Below are 14071 nucleotides of genomic sequence, written 5' to 3'. Positions count from 1 at the left end.
AGTGCGGATGCGCCGTCGGAGGGTGGCCCCCGATAGTCTGTTGAGGACATGAGTAAGCGGCAGTCGCCCGGTGGGGCTGGTTTGGCACCGACGATCGGGTGGCGGCTTTTTCAGTTGCTCACCGCGGCTGGGTTGATCCTGGTCGGCTGGAGGCTTCTGGGACACGTGCCCTATCGCATCGACATCGACGTGTATCGGATGGGCGGGCGGGCGTGGCTGGACAACCAGCCGCTGTACGCCGACGGCGCCATCTTCCACACCCAGGGCGGTCTGGACCTGCCGTTCACCTATCCCCCGCTCGCAGCGATCATGTTCGCCCCGTTCGCCTGGCTCTCGTTGCCGGCGGCAAGTGTGGCGATCACCGCCACCACCCTGGTACTGCTGATCGTCTCGACGGTCATCGTGCTGACCCGGCTGAACGTCTGGCCGGACACCGCGATCACCTCCGAACCGGCCTGGCTGCGACGCTGCTGGCTGGCGGTCGCGCTCGTGGCACCCGCGGTCATCTGGCTGGAGCCGATCCGGTCGAACTTCGAGTTCGGGCAGATCAACGTGGTGCTGATGACGCTGGTGATCGCCGACTGCGTGCCCCGCCGCACGCCGTGGCCGCGCGGAGTCCTGTTGGGCCTGGCGATCGCACTCAAGCTCACGCCCGCGGTGTTCCTGCTGTATTTCCTGCTGCGCCGCGACATCCACACGCTCCTGCGGACCGCCGCGGCCACGGTGGCAGCGACACTCGCCGGGTTCGTGCTGGCCTGGACCGACTCGATCGAGTACTGGACCGAGACGGTGCGCAACACCGACCGGATCGGTACGGCCACGCTCAACACCAACCAGAACATCGCGGGCACTCTGGCCCGGCTCGGCCTGTCCGAGGGGCCGCGGTTCGTCCTGTGGGTCGTCGCCTGCTTCGCGGTGCTGGCCCTGACGGTCTGGGCGGCCCGGCGGGTCCTGCGCTCCGGCGCCGACGAGGCCCCGTTGGTCGCCCTGACCTGTGTGGCGATGTTCGGCCTGGTGGTGTCGCCGGTGTCGTGGTCGCATCACTGGGTCTGGTCGCTACCCACCCTGTTGGTGACCGGCGTGCTCGCCTACCGGATGCGCAAGGTCCGCCTGCCGGCGGTGGCACTGGCCCTGGTGACGCTGATCGGGTTCGCCTTGATGGTGTGGACGCCCATCGCGTTGTTGACCCCGCACCAGGAAACCGCCGCATCGGTGCTGCGGCAGTTGGCCGGTGACGCCTACCTGTGGTGGGCGCTCGCGGTCATCGCCGTGCTCGGGCTCGTGTCCGCATCCAGGTCGGAACACACCACCGCGGTGCCCGCCGCCCCGCTGGTCCAGCTCAGCGGGGGCGAAGCGGTCTAACCGGCCGCCGCGTGTGGCAGGCGGGCCGCGGGCTTGGTCATGTCGACCGGCTGTCCGTTGACCTGCTGCGGGTTCTCCTTGAGGGTGGCCGCATAGATGTCGACGTACTCCTGATCGGACAGGTCCATCAGCTCGTACATGACCTCGTCGATCACGGCCCGCTCGATGAAACGGTTACCAGCAAGACCGTCGAATCGGCTGAAGTCCATCGGCTTACCGAATCTGACCTCGACCCGGCCGAACCGCAGTCCCTTCGTTCCCGGCGGATTGACGACGTTGGTGCCGATCATGGCCACCGGGATCACCGGCACGCCGGTCTCCAGTGCCAGCCTCGCCAGCCCGGTCTTGCCCTTGTAGAGGCGGCCGTCTGGTGAGCGGGTGCCTTCGGGATACATGCCGAGCAGCTTGCCCTCGCCGAGGATACGGGTGGCGGTGACCAAGGCTGCCTGCGCCGAATCCGCATCGGTGCGGTCGATCGGGACCTGTCCGGCCACCGTGTAAAACCAGGCCAGGATCCTGCCCTTGATCCCGGTACCGGTGAAGTACTCCTGTTTGGCCAGGAACGTGATGCGGCGGTTGACCACCAACGGCAGGTAGAAGCTGTCCATCACCGCTAGGTGGTTACTGGCCAGGATGGCCGGGCCGTCGGTCGGAACATGTTCCAGCCCAACGATTTTCGGCCGACCGAGGACAGCCAGCATGGGGCCCAACAGGATGTACTTGAACAGCCAATACCACATGGACCCTCCACCTTGGGCGTACCGCGCAATGCTCTGCGACAACTGTACCCAGGCCATGTTGCAGCTACCACATCAAGTCCTGGATACCCGCTGTGTCTCAGCGTTACTTCATTGGTGGCTCAGTCTGCTGGGCCCTCTACGGTGACCGGGATGTGCTGGTACCGACCGGGAGGCGGCGGGGGCGGGAAATCGTCGGGCGGCGGAGCGTCCGGCCCACCATCGGGTGTCGGGGTACCTCCGTCGGAGCCGCTGCCGCCAGACCCGTCGGCTCCCTCATCGAGAACAGCGCGGATCACCGTCAGCAGCGCCACACTGTGCTCGGCGATGACCGACAGCAGCGGATGCTGCTCGCCGTTGACCGCCGCAGCCAACGCGCATACCGGGCACCACACCTGCTGGCACTTGCCCGGGTCCGTGTCGCCCGACGCCGCGAAGGTGGCCGCGGCCAACCGCACCGCCGGATCCAACCGGTCCAGAATCTCCTGCGCCAATTGCCGCAGCTCCGAACTCAGCTCGGGATGAGACCCCGTCATGCCGGCCACACCTCCGGGTTCGGACGAAAACGTACGGTCAGCTCGCCACCGCGCAATTGGGCATCCGTCACGACGCACCGACGCAGGACAGAGGCCAACCGCACGCGGCGACGCATGCCTGCGACGCCGATGATCAAGTCGTCGTCGACGCGACCCAACGTGAGGTCGGCCGAATCGATCTGCGGCAACTCTAGCCGCAACCGGTACAGCGCTTCGAGTCCAGACCCCGACTCCCGGTCGACGACGGGCCGCAGGGGACCCGGCGGCGGCGACCCGTCGCGCTGTCGGGCACCTTCGAGCAGCTCCCCCAGCGCCTTGGGGCCGATCGGCTCCCCCGGCACGTGTGGAACGAGCACCAGCTGCACGTCACCGATCGCGGCGTCGAGGCCGTCGAGGACGGCCTGCTGCTCGGCGATCCGCTCGGTGTACCAGTCGAATGCGGGATGGGCAGGCAGGTTCTGGTACTCGAACGAATCATCCTGCACCAAAATCTGATTGACGATGATCTCGGCCACCTCGACACCCATCAGGGCAAGCGATCCCAGCGTCCGCGAGGCCTCGGCGGCCACCACCCGCTCCGGGGTGAGCACCAGGTGTGCGCTCACCCGTGAGCCGTCTGTGAGCAGGGTCCCGAGCCGGCGGATACCGGCATCGACGCGTTCGATCAGGGCCACGATGGCCGCACCGACCGCATCGGGTGAGCCCGACAGACGCCGGTGCCGCGGCCAGGCTCGTTCCAGATACAGGCCGAAAGTGTCCGGCAACGTCAGCATCCGCAGTGCGTCGGCCGTCGAGGCGCAGTCCACCACCACGTGATCCCAGCGGCCGGAATCGGCGAGCTCACCCACCTCGTGAAGTCCGAGGACTTCCTGGATTCCGGGAAGAGCCGAAAGTTCTTCAGGGGCAATGCTTCCCAGATCAGACTCGGGGAAACGAGCTGCCAGCGGACCAGCCGTCTCCACCCAACGCGCACCCAGCAGCGCCAGCGTGTCAAGGGCAAGTGCGTCCAAAACGCCACCGGCGTCGGTCAGGCCGGCACCCAGATCGCTGAGCACCCGGGTGGGGGCCCGCCCCCCGGTGGGAGCGAGCGCGATCCCGAGGACGTCGCCGGTGGAATGAGCCTGATCGGTGGACACGATCAGCACCCGCTGACCAGACGCGGCGTCCCGGACCGCGGTGGCGGTCGCCAGCGTCGACTTACCTACCCCGCCCTTGCCGACGAACAGGCTGATCTTCGCAGGGGTCCGTGCGCTCCCGTCCGGCGAAGTCACTCAGCCTCTGCTCGTTTCTTCAGGTCTTTGAGCGCGGTGTCGGTGAGTCGCCGCTCAGCCTTGCGCTTGAGCAGGCCGATCATCGGGATCATCAGATCGACCGAAAGCTCATAGGTGACCTCGGTACCGGATCCCTTGGGCGCCAAGCGATATGCGCCCTCCAGCGACCGCAGCAGCGAACTGGACACCAGCGACCAGGTCACCGAGGTGCGGTCGGCGGGCCACACGTAGGTCAGCACCATGGTGTCCTTGAGCACCGCGGCGTCGAGCACCATCCTGGCGGTCTTGGGATTGCCCTGCGCGTCGGTCTCCAGGACCTCGGCTTCCTTGTATTCGGCGACCCATTCCGGGTACGAGCCGATATCTGCGATGACATCCATCACCGTCACCGGATCAGCGTCGATGTAGATGGTCTGTGTCGTCTTGTCGGCCACCGCCACACCCTTCTCCCCGCGGGGATGTCTGGCTCTCGCCGAGAAATCTACCCTCCCGTTAGGGAGACGCCGACAACACCGGTCAGGCCAGTCGGGACACTCCCACCGGCCGCGCCGACTCCAACCGCTGTTTGATCCCGAATGCCATCACCTTGCCCGCGACGCGACGTTGGTGGTTCAGCTTCGCCAGATCCATATCGGCCAACTGCTCTGCCGTGGCGCCGGAGGGTTCGGCGTGCAGGAAGTAATGCAACACCACACCGTCCATCACCTCCTCCAGCCAGACCTCCATGGTGCCGGTGAGCGCACCGGTCACATTCCAGCGGTGGCCCTTGTCGGCGCGATCCTCGACAACCTTGAGCACCAGGTCGGGCCACCACCGCCGCCAGCTGGCGGGATCGGCGACCGCGGCGCCCACGGCGACCGGATCGGCGCAGACGAACGTCTCGTCGGCGATCTGAATGCTGTTCATCGCGGACTAGCTTCACACATGCACGATCACCTGCCTACCGCGGCCGACTAGGCTGACTCGCAAAGCGAGCATCACGAGCCTGGAGGGCAAGATCGTGCGTGAGTCAGTGCGGGAATACAGCGTGCCAGCGTCTTTTGCCGTCGGCGAGTACGACAGCATCGTCAGTTCGGTATCCGCGCACGCGGCCGACAGCCCTGACCAGGTCATCTTCCGGCGCCTGATCGACGGCGCCTGGACGGACGTGACCTGCGCCGAGGCGGCCGAGCAGATCCGTTCGGTCGCCCTCGGTCTGATCGCCGAGGGAATCCAGCCCGGCGACCGCGTAGCGATCCTGTCGGCTACCCGCTACGAGTGGCCAATCATCGACTTCGCGATCCTGTCGGTCGGCGCGGTGACCGTGCCGATCTACGAGACCTCCGCGGCCGAACAGGTGAAGTTCGTCCTGGACAACTCGGCGGCCCGGATCGTCTTCGCCGAGACCGATGCACACGCCGAGAAGGTGGAGCAGCTCCGCGGCCAACTGCCCGAATTGCGCAAGGTGCTGCGGATCGACGGTGCCGGCACGCCCGCGCTCGAGGCCATGGTCGAAGCCGGCAAGTCGACCGATGCCGCCGAACTCGACAAACGCCTCGCCGGCATCCGGTCCGCCGACCCGGCCACCCTGATCTACACCTCCGGAACCACCGGTCAGCCCAAGGGCTGCCAACTGACCCACTCGAACCTGCTCTACGAGATCCGGGGAGCCAAGGCCTGCTTCCCCTCCGAGCTGGCCGCCGGCGAACGCATGCTGGTGTTCCTGCCGCTGGCCCACGTGCTGGCCCGGGCCATCACCATCGCCGCCTTCACCAACAAGGTCACCCTCGGCTTCACCAGCGACATCAAGAACCTGGTCCCGACCTTCGGCGTGTTCAAACCCACCCTGGTGGTCTCGGTGCCCCGGGTGTTCGAGAAGGTCTACAACACCGCCGAGCAGAACGCCCGCAACGACGGCAAAGGCAAAATCTTCGCGATCGCCGCCGACACCGCGATCGAGTGGAGCAAGGCCCAGGACGAAAAGGGCCGAGCTGGCGCCGGCCTGTTGCTGCGCGCCAAGCACGCACTGTTCGACAAGCTGGTCTACGGCAAGCTACGGGCCGCCCTCGGTGGTGAATGCCGGGCGGCGATCTCCGGCGGTGCGCCGCTGGGCGCGCGGCTCGGTCACTTCTATCGCGGTGTCGGACTGAGCATCTACGAGGGCTACGGGCTCACCGAGACCAGCGCGGCGATCACCGTGAACCGGGTCAATGACCTCAAGGTCGGCTCGGTCGGCAAGCTGATGCCCGGCAACAGCATGCGCCTCGGCGATGACGGTGAGCTGCTGGTCAAGGGCGGCGTGGTGTTCAACGGCTACTGGGGCAACGAGGCCGAGACCAACGCGGTGTTCACCGACGGCTGGTTCCACACCGGCGATCTGGGTGCCATCGACGACGACGGCTTCCTGACCATCGTCGGGCGCAAGAAGGAGATCATCGTCACCGCAGGCGGCAAGAACGTCGCCCCCGCGCTGCTGGAGGACCGGCTGCGGGCCCATCCGTTGATCAGCCAGGCCATGGCCGTCGGTGACCAGCAGCCGTTCATCGCCGCGCTCGTCACCATCGACCCCGAGGCGTTCCCCGGATGGAAGGAGCGCAACGGCAAGGACGCCGGTGCCGCAGTCGGCGATCTCGCCGACGACCCGGACCTGCTGGCCGAGATCGACCTGGCGGTCAAGGAGGCCAACCAGGCGGTGTCGCATGCCGAGTCGATCCGCAAGTTCCGGATCCTGCCCGTCGATTTCACCGAGGACACCGGTGAACTGACCCCCACACTCAAGGTCAAGCGCAAGGTGGTCGCCGAGAAGTTCGCCGCCGACATCGCGGCGCTCTACGGCTGAGCCCCGGGTCAGCCCGACAACAGCCCGGCCAGCCGGGCGCCCTGCGAACGCCACTGCCAGTTGTCGACGGCCCAGTGCCGCCCGGCCACACCCATCGCGGCGGCGCGGCCCGGATCGGCCAGTAGGTCGGAAACGGCGGACGCGACCGCGGCGACGTCGGTGCCGTCCACGACGGTGCCGGTCTGGCCGTCCAGAACGGTTTCCGGTGCCCCGCCAGAGGTTCCGGCGATCACCGGCACGCCGCACGCCGAGGCCTCCAGGTAGACGATGCCCAGTCCCTCGACATCCAGGCCCGCACCGCGCGTCCGGCACGGCATGGCGAACACGTCGGCCATCGCGTGGTGCATGGGCAGCTCCACACCGGGTACCGCGCCGGTGAAGACCACGTCGGCCCCCACGTCATGCGTGTGCACGAGTTGTTTCAGGGTCGGCAGATACGGTCCCCCGCCGACGATGACCAATGCCGCGTCGGGCACGCGGCGCCGGATGGCCGGCCAGGCGCGGATCAGCATGTCCTGGCCCTTGCGCGGGACCAGACGGGACAGGCACACCACCACCGGACGTTGGCCCAGCCGGTACCGCGCGCGCAGTTCGGCCCGGGCCACCGGGTCGGGTACGAATCGGTCGGTATCGACGCCGGGCGACAGGCGTTCCAACGCCGCGTGGGGACCGAACGCCGAGGCGAACCTGCCGCGGGTATAGCGGCTGATGAACGTCACGACGTCGGCGTCATCTCCGATACGTCGCAATGCGCTCCGCGCCACCGGCAGCATCGACCAGCCGACCTCATGGCCGTGGGTGCTCGCCACCACGCGGGTGGCGCCGGCCCGCCGCGCCAGCGGGCCCAGCAGTGCCAGCGGTGCGGCCGCCCCGAACCACACCGTCTCGATGTCGTTCTCGGCGATCAACCGCTGCATGCGGGTGGCCACCATCGGCTCGGGGACCATCAGCGTGGTCGGGTGCCGCACGATCTGGTACCCGGCGGCCGCGTCGTAATCTGCGCAGCCCTTCCACTTCGGCGCGTACACCGTGAGCTGGTGCGAGCCGTCACGGACCAACTCGTCGACGAACGCCTCCAGATATGACTGGATACCGCCGCGGCGCGGTGGAAAGTCGTTGGTGACCAACAAAACCCGCGTCATCGCGCTATCCCTGCCCGTTTGTCGTCCATCGGCGACAGGCTATCCGGTCAGCCAACGATGCCAACCGGCAACTACGGCATCGAGTTCGGCGCCCAAGGTTTCCCGTAATGCGACGGTCACCTCCGGGTGCCCGGGTTCACAGGCGTGCAGGTAGAACTCACGCAGCTTCGGGACACCGTAGGCGTCGGCGACATAGCGGCTGAACCACCACGCCCGGTCGTAGGCGAGGCTGCGGGCGGCGCCGGGTGTGTCGAGATCGGCATCGGTGGGCAGCTGCGCCAGCGTCGCCGCCTGCACCGGACCGGGTAGCGGGGCAGGTGGTCGGCCGACGTAGTCGGCCACTCCCTCGGTCAGCCAGCGGGGCGCATCGACCGCTGTCCGCGACCGGGCTGCGTAATGAAACAGCTCATGGCGCAATACAATTCGCAGCGCTGCCGGGCTCATACCGGCGGCCCCGGGAGCGAACATGATCCGCTGGGCCGTAGCGGTCGCGGCGATGTCCGCGGCTCCGCCGGCCAGCACCCGGAATTGCTGATCGGAACCCGCGACCGCGATCTCGATGTCGCGCGGCCAGTCCGGACCCCAGAACGCGGTAACCGCGGCAGCGGCGTCAGGAAGCTCGGCGGCAAGACGCTGAAGCAGGGCCGAGGACTGCGAGCCGCCGAGGGCGAGTAAACGGGCGGCACGTCCATCGGGCAACACCAGGGCAGTGACCGGGTCGGGCGCTGGGCGCGCAGGCACGGCGGTGAGGGCAGACGGCACCGCCTGCAGAGGCGACGGGGGCGGTGCAGATTTCCACAACAGAGCAGCTGCCGCTGCCAGCTCCACCAGCAACAGCGCGACCAGCAGGCGCCTGTGCGCGCTCAGTGCGGTACCGCTATCGGACTTCTCGGTCGCCTCAGTACCGGCGAACGTTGTAGATCGGCGCATTGTTGACCGGGGCGACCCGCACCGGGGTGCCGTAGGTCGACGCGTGCACCATCTTCCCGTCACCGATGTAGATGCCCACATGGGAGGCGTCGGAGTAATAGGTCACCACGTCACCCGGCTGCATCGAATCCGTCGAGACCGGTTGACCACCGCGGGCCAGGGCCTGGCTCGAATGCGGCAGCGAGATTCCGGCATGCTGGAACGCCCACATCACCAGACCCGAACAGTCGAACGAGCTGGGGCCGGCCGCGCCCCAGGAGTACGGCGAGCCGATGCGGCTCAACGCCGCCTGGATCACGGTGCCGGAATGCCCGCCGCCCCCGTCCGGGAGTGCGCCCTCCGGCGGTGCAACGTCGCCGGGTGGAATGCCGTTCGGCGGGTCAGCCAACACTGCGGGATCCTGCGCCGGCGGCAACGCATCGGGCGCGGGCACCGGCGGGGCCGGCGGCAGGGCCGCCATCGCTTCCCGCTGGGCCGGGCTCAGCGCCTCGTACTGCGATTTGACGACGGCGATCTGGACCTGCAACTGACTTTGCTTGGATTGCAGGTCGGCGCGCACTGCGGCGGCCTGTTCAGCGGCGGTCTTGGCTTCGGCGGCCGAGGTAGCCGACTCCCGCTCGGCCACTGCGGCCTTCTCGCCCACCGAGCGGAAGTTCTTCATCTGCGCCGACATCTCGGTGGCCATCACGCGCTGCACCGCGAGTTGCTCGATCAGCTGCTGCGGCGAGTCGGCAGTCAGGATGGCATCCACCCCGGACGTGCGACCCCCCATGTACTGGGCTGCAGCTACCTTGTTGACCGAAGTCTGAAAGATTGCCAGCTGCGACTCGGCCTGACCGACCGCGGCGGCGTCGTCGGTGTGCTTCTTCTCCGCAGCCTCTTGTGCGGCAACCTTATTGTTCAGGTCGAGCTGCGCGGAGTGCATGGCCTCGGTGGTCTGCTCGGCCTGGCGGGACAGCTCGTTGAGCTTTGCCATGGCATCGTCGGCAGGATCGGCGTGCGAACTCACGGCCAGGAATCCGGGTATCAGAATCAAGCCCGCTATTGCACCTGCAATGGATCGCTTGACACGACTTGTGGGCCGGTGCGCGCGCTCGTGCCTCAAGTTTTCGTCCTCACAACTGGCGATGGCGAGCCGCCTCGAACTGCTCTTAGGTCTCAGATAGGTTACGAAACGGCAACGGGCTTGTCCAACGGAAGCTGCAAATTTAACAGCCCACCCTGGATATTTTCCTGTGAGCCAAGCGCTGCGTGTCGTCAGGCGACCCCGGATCTGCCGCCCCGGTGAATTGGGACGAGCCGCAGCCTCGGCGCCAGGCCCACGTCAGCGAGCACTTCCAGTGCCTGACGCTCGTCATCCAGCAAAGTTTCGGGAATCCCGAGCAGAACACTGACGACGCAGTCCTGGCATCCGGGCCCGCGTACCGCGCAATCGTCGCAGTCGATGGTCACGCTGCCGGTGACCGGTTCGTCGCCGTAGGGCTCGTCGGCGTAGAACCAGTTGTCCTGGCGCACTCCGGTCATCTTGACCATCCTCTCGATCGGTGTTGGGCGCACCGTATCGCCGCATACCGACAAGTTGCGTCGAGACAGTTCTGCGGGTGGGCCCAGCCTGGCCGTTAAATGTCGGGGGCTGGATCTACCGTCATCCCCATGGGCCAGCGCAATACCGCCGATACCGGGCAGCTGGCCCTGCAATTCGATCCCGGCTCCGACTTCGACGCGCTCTCACTCGCCGACACCACCTTCGTGGTGGTGGATCTGGAGACCACCGGAGGCCGGGCCACCGCCAAGGCACCGGGCGACGGCTACGACGCCATCACCGAGATCGGTGCGGTCAAGATTCGCGGCGGCGAGGTGCTCGGCGAGCTGGCCACGCTCGTCGACCCCGGCCGTTCCATTCCACCGCAGATCGTCGAACTCACCGGAATCACCACGGCGATGGTGCGCGACGCACCGCGCATCGAATCGGTGCTTCCCGCATTCCTGGAGTTCTCCCGGGGTGCGGTGCTGGTCGCCCACAACGCCGGGTTCGACATCGGCTTCCTGCGGGCCGCAGCCCGACGGGCGGAGCTCGGCTGGCCGCGGCCGCCGGTGCTGTGCACGGTGAAACTCGCCCGCCGCGTCCTCACCCGCGACGAGGCGCCCAGCGTGAAACTGTCCGCACTGGCCCGCTTGTTCGGCGCGTCCACCACACCCACCCACCGCGCCCTGGACGACGCCCGCGCCACCGTCGACGTCCTGCACGGACTGATCGAGCGGGTCGGAAACCAGGGCATCCACACCTTCGCCGATCTCCGCAACTATCTGCCCGATGTGACACCGGCCCAGCGCCGCAACCGCTCCCTGGCCGACCGGCTGCCCAACCGGCCCGGCGTCTATCTGTTCCGCGGCCCCTCCGACGAGGTGCTCTACGTCGGCACGGCGGTCGACCTACGACGCCGCGTCCGGCAGTACTTCACCGGTGCCGACCCCCGGGCCCGGATGAAGGAGATGGCCTCACTCGCGCGCGTCGTCGACCATGTCGAATGCGCTCACGATCTGGAGGCGGGGGTACGGGAGCTGCGACTGCTCGCGGCCCATGCGCCGCCCTACAACCGGCGTTCCAAGTATCCCCAGCGGTGGTGGTGGGTGGCCCTCACCGACGAGGCCTTCCCGAGATTGTCCGCGGTGCGAAACCCCGGGAGCCGCACCGCTTTCGGACCATTCTCGGCCCGGTCCGATGCGATACGGTCGGCGGCGCTGCTGGCCCGGTTCACCGGGGTGCGCACCTGCACGGCCCGCTTCGGCGCGACAGCCACGCACCGCTGCCCGGAGGTCGAACTGTCCCCGTGCCCGGCCCCGCAGGACATCGGGGCCGAGCAATACCGCGCCACGGTGCAACGTGCCACCGCGCTGATCGACGGCGCCGACCACAGCGCCCTGGCCGCCACTCTGACCCATATCGGCGAGGTTGCGGCGGCCCGACGGTACGAGACCGCGGCGCGGTTACGTGACGATGCCGCGGTGGCCATCGAGGCCCTGTGGCGGGGGCAGCGTCTGCGCGCCCTGGCCGATCTCCCCGAACTCGTGGCTGCCCGCGCCGACGGCGACGGCGGTTGGCAATTCGCGGTGGTCCGCCACGGCCGACTCGCCGGGGCGGGGACCGCCGGACGCGGGGTTCCACCGATGCCGGTGGTCGACGCCATCTGTGCGGCCGCGCAGGTGATCCTGCCCACCGCAACGCCTTTGGGCGGCGCGCTCCTGGAGGAGACCGCGCTCATCGCCCGCTGGCTGGCCGCACCCGGGGTCCGCATCGTGCGCACCGACACCGGCTACGCGACGCCGCTCGGGGCCGCGGGCCGCTACGCACAGTGGGCGGCCACCGCTCGCTCGGCGCGACTGGCCGCTGCCCAGCAGCAGAACTCAGAACTGCAGGCTGAACCGCACCCAACGCGCGAGCAGTTGTTCGGCCGCACCCGAGTCGATCGCCTCGACGGCCCGGGTCAGACCGGCCTCCCACGCCGGCACCCATTTGGCGTCGCTGGCTAGCCCGGCATGGGCGACCATGGCACCCGCCGCATTGAGCACGACCGCGTCACGCACCGGCCCTTTGGCCCCGGCCAGCACGGCCCGTGCGTCGGCGGCGTTGGCCGTGGCGTCGCCACCGACCAACTCACTGATGTCGGCGCGCTTGAAGCCGAAGGCCGCGGGGTCGAATTTCAACCGGTCCACGGTGCCGGCCTGTACCCGCCAGATGGTGCTGGTGGTCGTGGTGGTGAGCTCGTCGAGACCGTCGTCGCCGTGCACCACCAGCACGCTGGAACCACGGGCGGCGTATACCCCGGCCATCACCTCGGCCAGGTCGTCGAATGCACAACCGATCAGTCCGGCCCGCGGCGCAGCCGGATTGGTGAGTGGTCCAAGGAGATTGAAGACAGTGGGGACCCCGATCTCGCGGCGCACCACCGATGCGTGGCGATACGAGGGGTGGAACTGCGGCGCGAAGGCGAACCCGATGCCGACCTCGGCGACACTGCGCGCCACCTCGTCCGGGCCCAGGTCGATCCGAACCCCGAGCGCCTCCAGGGTGTCCGCACCGCCCGACAGCGAGGATGCCGCCCGGTTGCCGTGCTTGATCACCGGGACGCCACAGGCCGCCACCACGATGGCTGCCATCGTCGACAAGTTGACCGTGTTGGCCCCGTCGCCACCGGTCCCGACGATGTCGACCGTCTCGTGACCGATCGTGTCCGTCGGCACCCGACGCGCGTGCGACAGCATGATGTCGGCCAACTCCCCGACCTCAGCCGAGGTCGGTCGCTTCATCTTCATCGCCACCGCGAAGCCGGCGATCTGAGCCGGGGTCGCGACCCCGGTCATGATCTGGTCCATGGCCCATGCCGCGTAACCGTTGGGCAGGCTCTGCTCAGTAGTCAGGCGCCCGAGAATGGCCGGCCACGACGGCCCCGCCACCGAGCGTCGAGAGGACGGGTCCGCCGGCAGGAACTGAGGTGAAGATGCAGGAGCCACCGCCGAATGCTATCGCTGCGCGGGTGTGCACCCCTCGGCCCCGCCGACCCGAAGGCGACACGTTTCCGATCAATTGCTCGACCCGGGTGGAGTTCGACAACTACAAAGCGTCATACTTGCGGATGTGACGAGCGCTGTAGGTACCTCGGGAACGGCAATAACGTCGCGCGTTCATTCGCTGAACAGACCGAATATGGTCAGTGTCGGCACCATCGTGTGGCTTTCCAGTGAGCTCATGTTCTTTGCTGGACTCTTCGCGATGTATTTCACCGCGCGCGCGCAAGCCGGTGGCAACTGGCCTCCCGAGCCGACCGAACTCAATTTGGCCCTAGCCGTTCCGGTGACGCTGGTTCTGATCGCGTCATCCTTCACCTGCCAGATGGGCGTGTTCGCTGCCGAGCGCGGCGACGTGTTCGGGCTGCGCCGGTGGTATGTGATCACGTTCCTGATGGGCCTGTTCTTCGTACTGGGCCAGGGATACGAGTACATCCACCTGGTCCAGCACGGCACCACCATCCCGGGCAGTGCCTATGGATCGGTCTTCTATCTGGCGACCGGCTTCCACGGCCTGCACGTCATCGGCGGACTTGTTGCCTTCATCTTGCTGTTGGCCCGCACGAAGATGAGTAAATTCACGCCTGCGCAGGCCACTGCGGCGATCGTCGTCTCGTACTACTGGCACTTCGTCGACATCGTCTGGATTGCGTTGTTCGCCACGATCTACTTCGTCCGCTGATCGGCCGGCCGATGTTCGATTCGATGA

The 14071-nt window shown here is 67.7% G+C and carries 13 protein-coding genes and 1 pseudogene; 4 read left to right on the top strand and 10 right to left on the bottom strand.

Annotated features, from left to right (window positions below; translation table 11 throughout):
* The first annotated feature begins 48 nt into the window (after positions 1-48).
* Positions 49-1362, top strand: a complete 1314-nt coding sequence (locus G6N44_RS01495) for a glycosyltransferase 87 family protein (RefSeq protein WP_163660504.1) — start codon at positions 49-51, stop codon at positions 1360-1362.
* Here the strand turns inward: G6N44_RS01495 and G6N44_RS01490 are convergent.
* The 5 genes from G6N44_RS01490 to G6N44_RS01470 form a co-directional block, all read right to left on the bottom strand.
* Complete coding sequence (locus G6N44_RS01490; protein WP_163660502.1) at positions 1359-2102, bottom strand: lysophospholipid acyltransferase family protein; 744 nt, start codon at positions 2100-2102, stop codon at positions 1359-1361. The two genes, G6N44_RS01495 and G6N44_RS01490, sit on opposite strands and share 4 nt — an antisense overlap.
* Before the next feature lie 119 nt (positions 2103-2221).
* The gene (locus tag G6N44_RS01485; protein ID WP_163660500.1) at positions 2222-2635 is read right to left on the bottom strand and encodes a hypothetical protein; all 414 of its coding nucleotides are present in this window, start codon (positions 2633-2635) and stop codon (positions 2222-2224) included.
* Positions 2632-3906, bottom strand: a complete 1275-nt coding sequence (locus G6N44_RS01480; protein WP_179964459.1) for an ArsA family ATPase — start codon at positions 3904-3906, stop codon at positions 2632-2634. The genes G6N44_RS01485 and G6N44_RS01480 overlap by 4 nt, the downstream gene beginning before the upstream one ends.
* Entirely contained in the window at positions 3903-4340 is a 438-nt protein-coding gene (locus G6N44_RS01475) for an SRPBCC family protein (RefSeq protein WP_163660498.1), read from the bottom strand. The genes G6N44_RS01480 and G6N44_RS01475 overlap by 4 nt, the downstream gene beginning before the upstream one ends.
* An 82-nt stretch (positions 4341-4422) precedes the next feature.
* Complete coding sequence (locus tag G6N44_RS01470) at positions 4423-4812, bottom strand: polyketide cyclase / dehydrase and lipid transport (RefSeq protein ID WP_163660496.1); 390 nt, start codon at positions 4810-4812, stop codon at positions 4423-4425.
* 106 nt (positions 4813-4918) lie between these two features.
* Here G6N44_RS01470 and G6N44_RS01465 point away from each other — a divergent pair, with 106 nt between their 5' ends.
* Positions 4919-6724, top strand: a complete 1806-nt coding sequence (locus G6N44_RS01465) for an AMP-dependent synthetase/ligase (protein WP_163669469.1) — start codon at positions 4919-4921, stop codon at positions 6722-6724.
* A gap of 8 nt (positions 6725-6732) precedes the next feature.
* On the opposite strand, the gene pimB is transcribed toward G6N44_RS01465, so the two are convergent.
* The 4 genes from pimB to G6N44_RS01445 form a co-directional block, all read right to left on the bottom strand.
* Complete coding sequence (gene pimB / locus G6N44_RS01460; RefSeq protein WP_163660494.1) at positions 6733-7866, bottom strand: GDP-mannose-dependent alpha-(1-6)-phosphatidylinositol monomannoside mannosyltransferase; 1134 nt, start codon at positions 7864-7866, stop codon at positions 6733-6735.
* Positions 7867-7905: 39 nt separating this feature from the next.
* Positions 7906-8796: a peptidase gene (locus tag G6N44_RS01455; RefSeq protein ID WP_163660491.1), complete on the bottom strand. Its 891-nt coding sequence runs from the start codon at positions 8794-8796 to the stop codon at positions 7906-7908.
* A complete protein-coding gene (ripC, locus tag G6N44_RS01450) occupies positions 8765-9901 on the bottom strand; it encodes a peptidoglycan hydrolase RipC (RefSeq protein WP_163660489.1) in 1137 nt (378 codons plus the stop codon). Before ripC ends, G6N44_RS01455 begins: the two co-directional genes overlap by 32 nt.
* A 152-nt stretch (positions 9902-10053) precedes the next feature.
* Positions 10054-10320 (bottom strand): hypothetical protein, encoded by a 267-nt coding sequence (locus tag G6N44_RS01445; RefSeq protein ID WP_235682915.1) that lies wholly within the window; start codon positions 10318-10320, stop codon positions 10054-10056.
* A gap of 99 nt (positions 10321-10419) precedes the next feature.
* On the opposite strand from G6N44_RS01445, the pseudogene G6N44_RS01440 reads away from it, so the two are divergent.
* Positions 10420-12264, top strand: a pseudogene (locus G6N44_RS01440) (DEDD exonuclease domain-containing protein); the annotation flags it as partial.
* Here G6N44_RS01440 and trpD read toward each other — a convergent pair.
* On the bottom strand, positions 12202-13281 hold the full coding sequence (trpD, locus tag G6N44_RS01435; RefSeq protein WP_235683030.1) for an anthranilate phosphoribosyltransferase: 1080 nt from the start codon (positions 13279-13281) through the stop codon (positions 12202-12204). The pseudogene G6N44_RS01440 and the gene trpD sit on opposite strands and share 63 nt — an antisense overlap.
* A 151-nt stretch (positions 13282-13432) precedes the next feature.
* Here trpD and ctaE point away from each other — a divergent pair, with 151 nt between their 5' ends.
* Positions 13433-14044, top strand: coding sequence for an aa3-type cytochrome oxidase subunit III (gene ctaE / locus G6N44_RS01430; protein WP_163669465.1), 612 nt, complete (start codon positions 13433-13435; stop codon positions 14042-14044).
* Positions 14045-14071: the final 27 nt, after the last annotated feature.

This window comes from Mycolicibacterium alvei (assembly GCF_010727325.1).
GTDB lineage: Bacteria > Actinomycetota > Actinomycetes > Mycobacteriales > Mycobacteriaceae > Mycobacterium > Mycobacterium alvei.
This window is presented reverse-complemented; position numbering and strand designations above follow the sequence as displayed.

What these genes read in the sequence shown, in the direction of transcription:
- G6N44_RS01495 (WP_163660504.1), top strand. Translation starts at nt 49, where the DNA reads ATGAGTAAGCGGCAGTCGCCCGGTGGGGCTGGTTTGGCACCGACGATC.
- G6N44_RS01490 (WP_163660502.1), bottom strand. Translation starts at nt 2,102, where the DNA reads ATGTGGTATTGGCTGTTCAAGTACATCCTGTTGGGCCCCATGCTGGCT.
- G6N44_RS01485 (WP_163660500.1), bottom strand. Translation starts at nt 2,635, where the DNA reads ATGACGGGGTCTCATCCCGAGCTGAGTTCGGAGCTGCGGCAATTGGCG.
- G6N44_RS01470 (WP_163660496.1), bottom strand. Translation starts at nt 4,812, where the DNA reads ATGAACAGCATTCAGATCGCCGACGAGACGTTCGTCTGCGCCGATCCG.
- pimB (WP_163660494.1), bottom strand. Translation starts at nt 7,866, where the DNA reads ATGACGCGGGTTTTGTTGGTCACCAACGACTTTCCACCGCGCCGCGGC.
- G6N44_RS01455 (WP_163660491.1), bottom strand. Translation starts at nt 8,796, where the DNA reads ATGCGCCGATCTACAACGTTCGCCGGTACTGAGGCGACCGAGAAGTCC.
- G6N44_RS01445 (WP_235682915.1), bottom strand. Translation starts at nt 10,320, where the DNA reads ATGACCGGAGTGCGCCAGGACAACTGGTTCTACGCCGACGAGCCCTAC.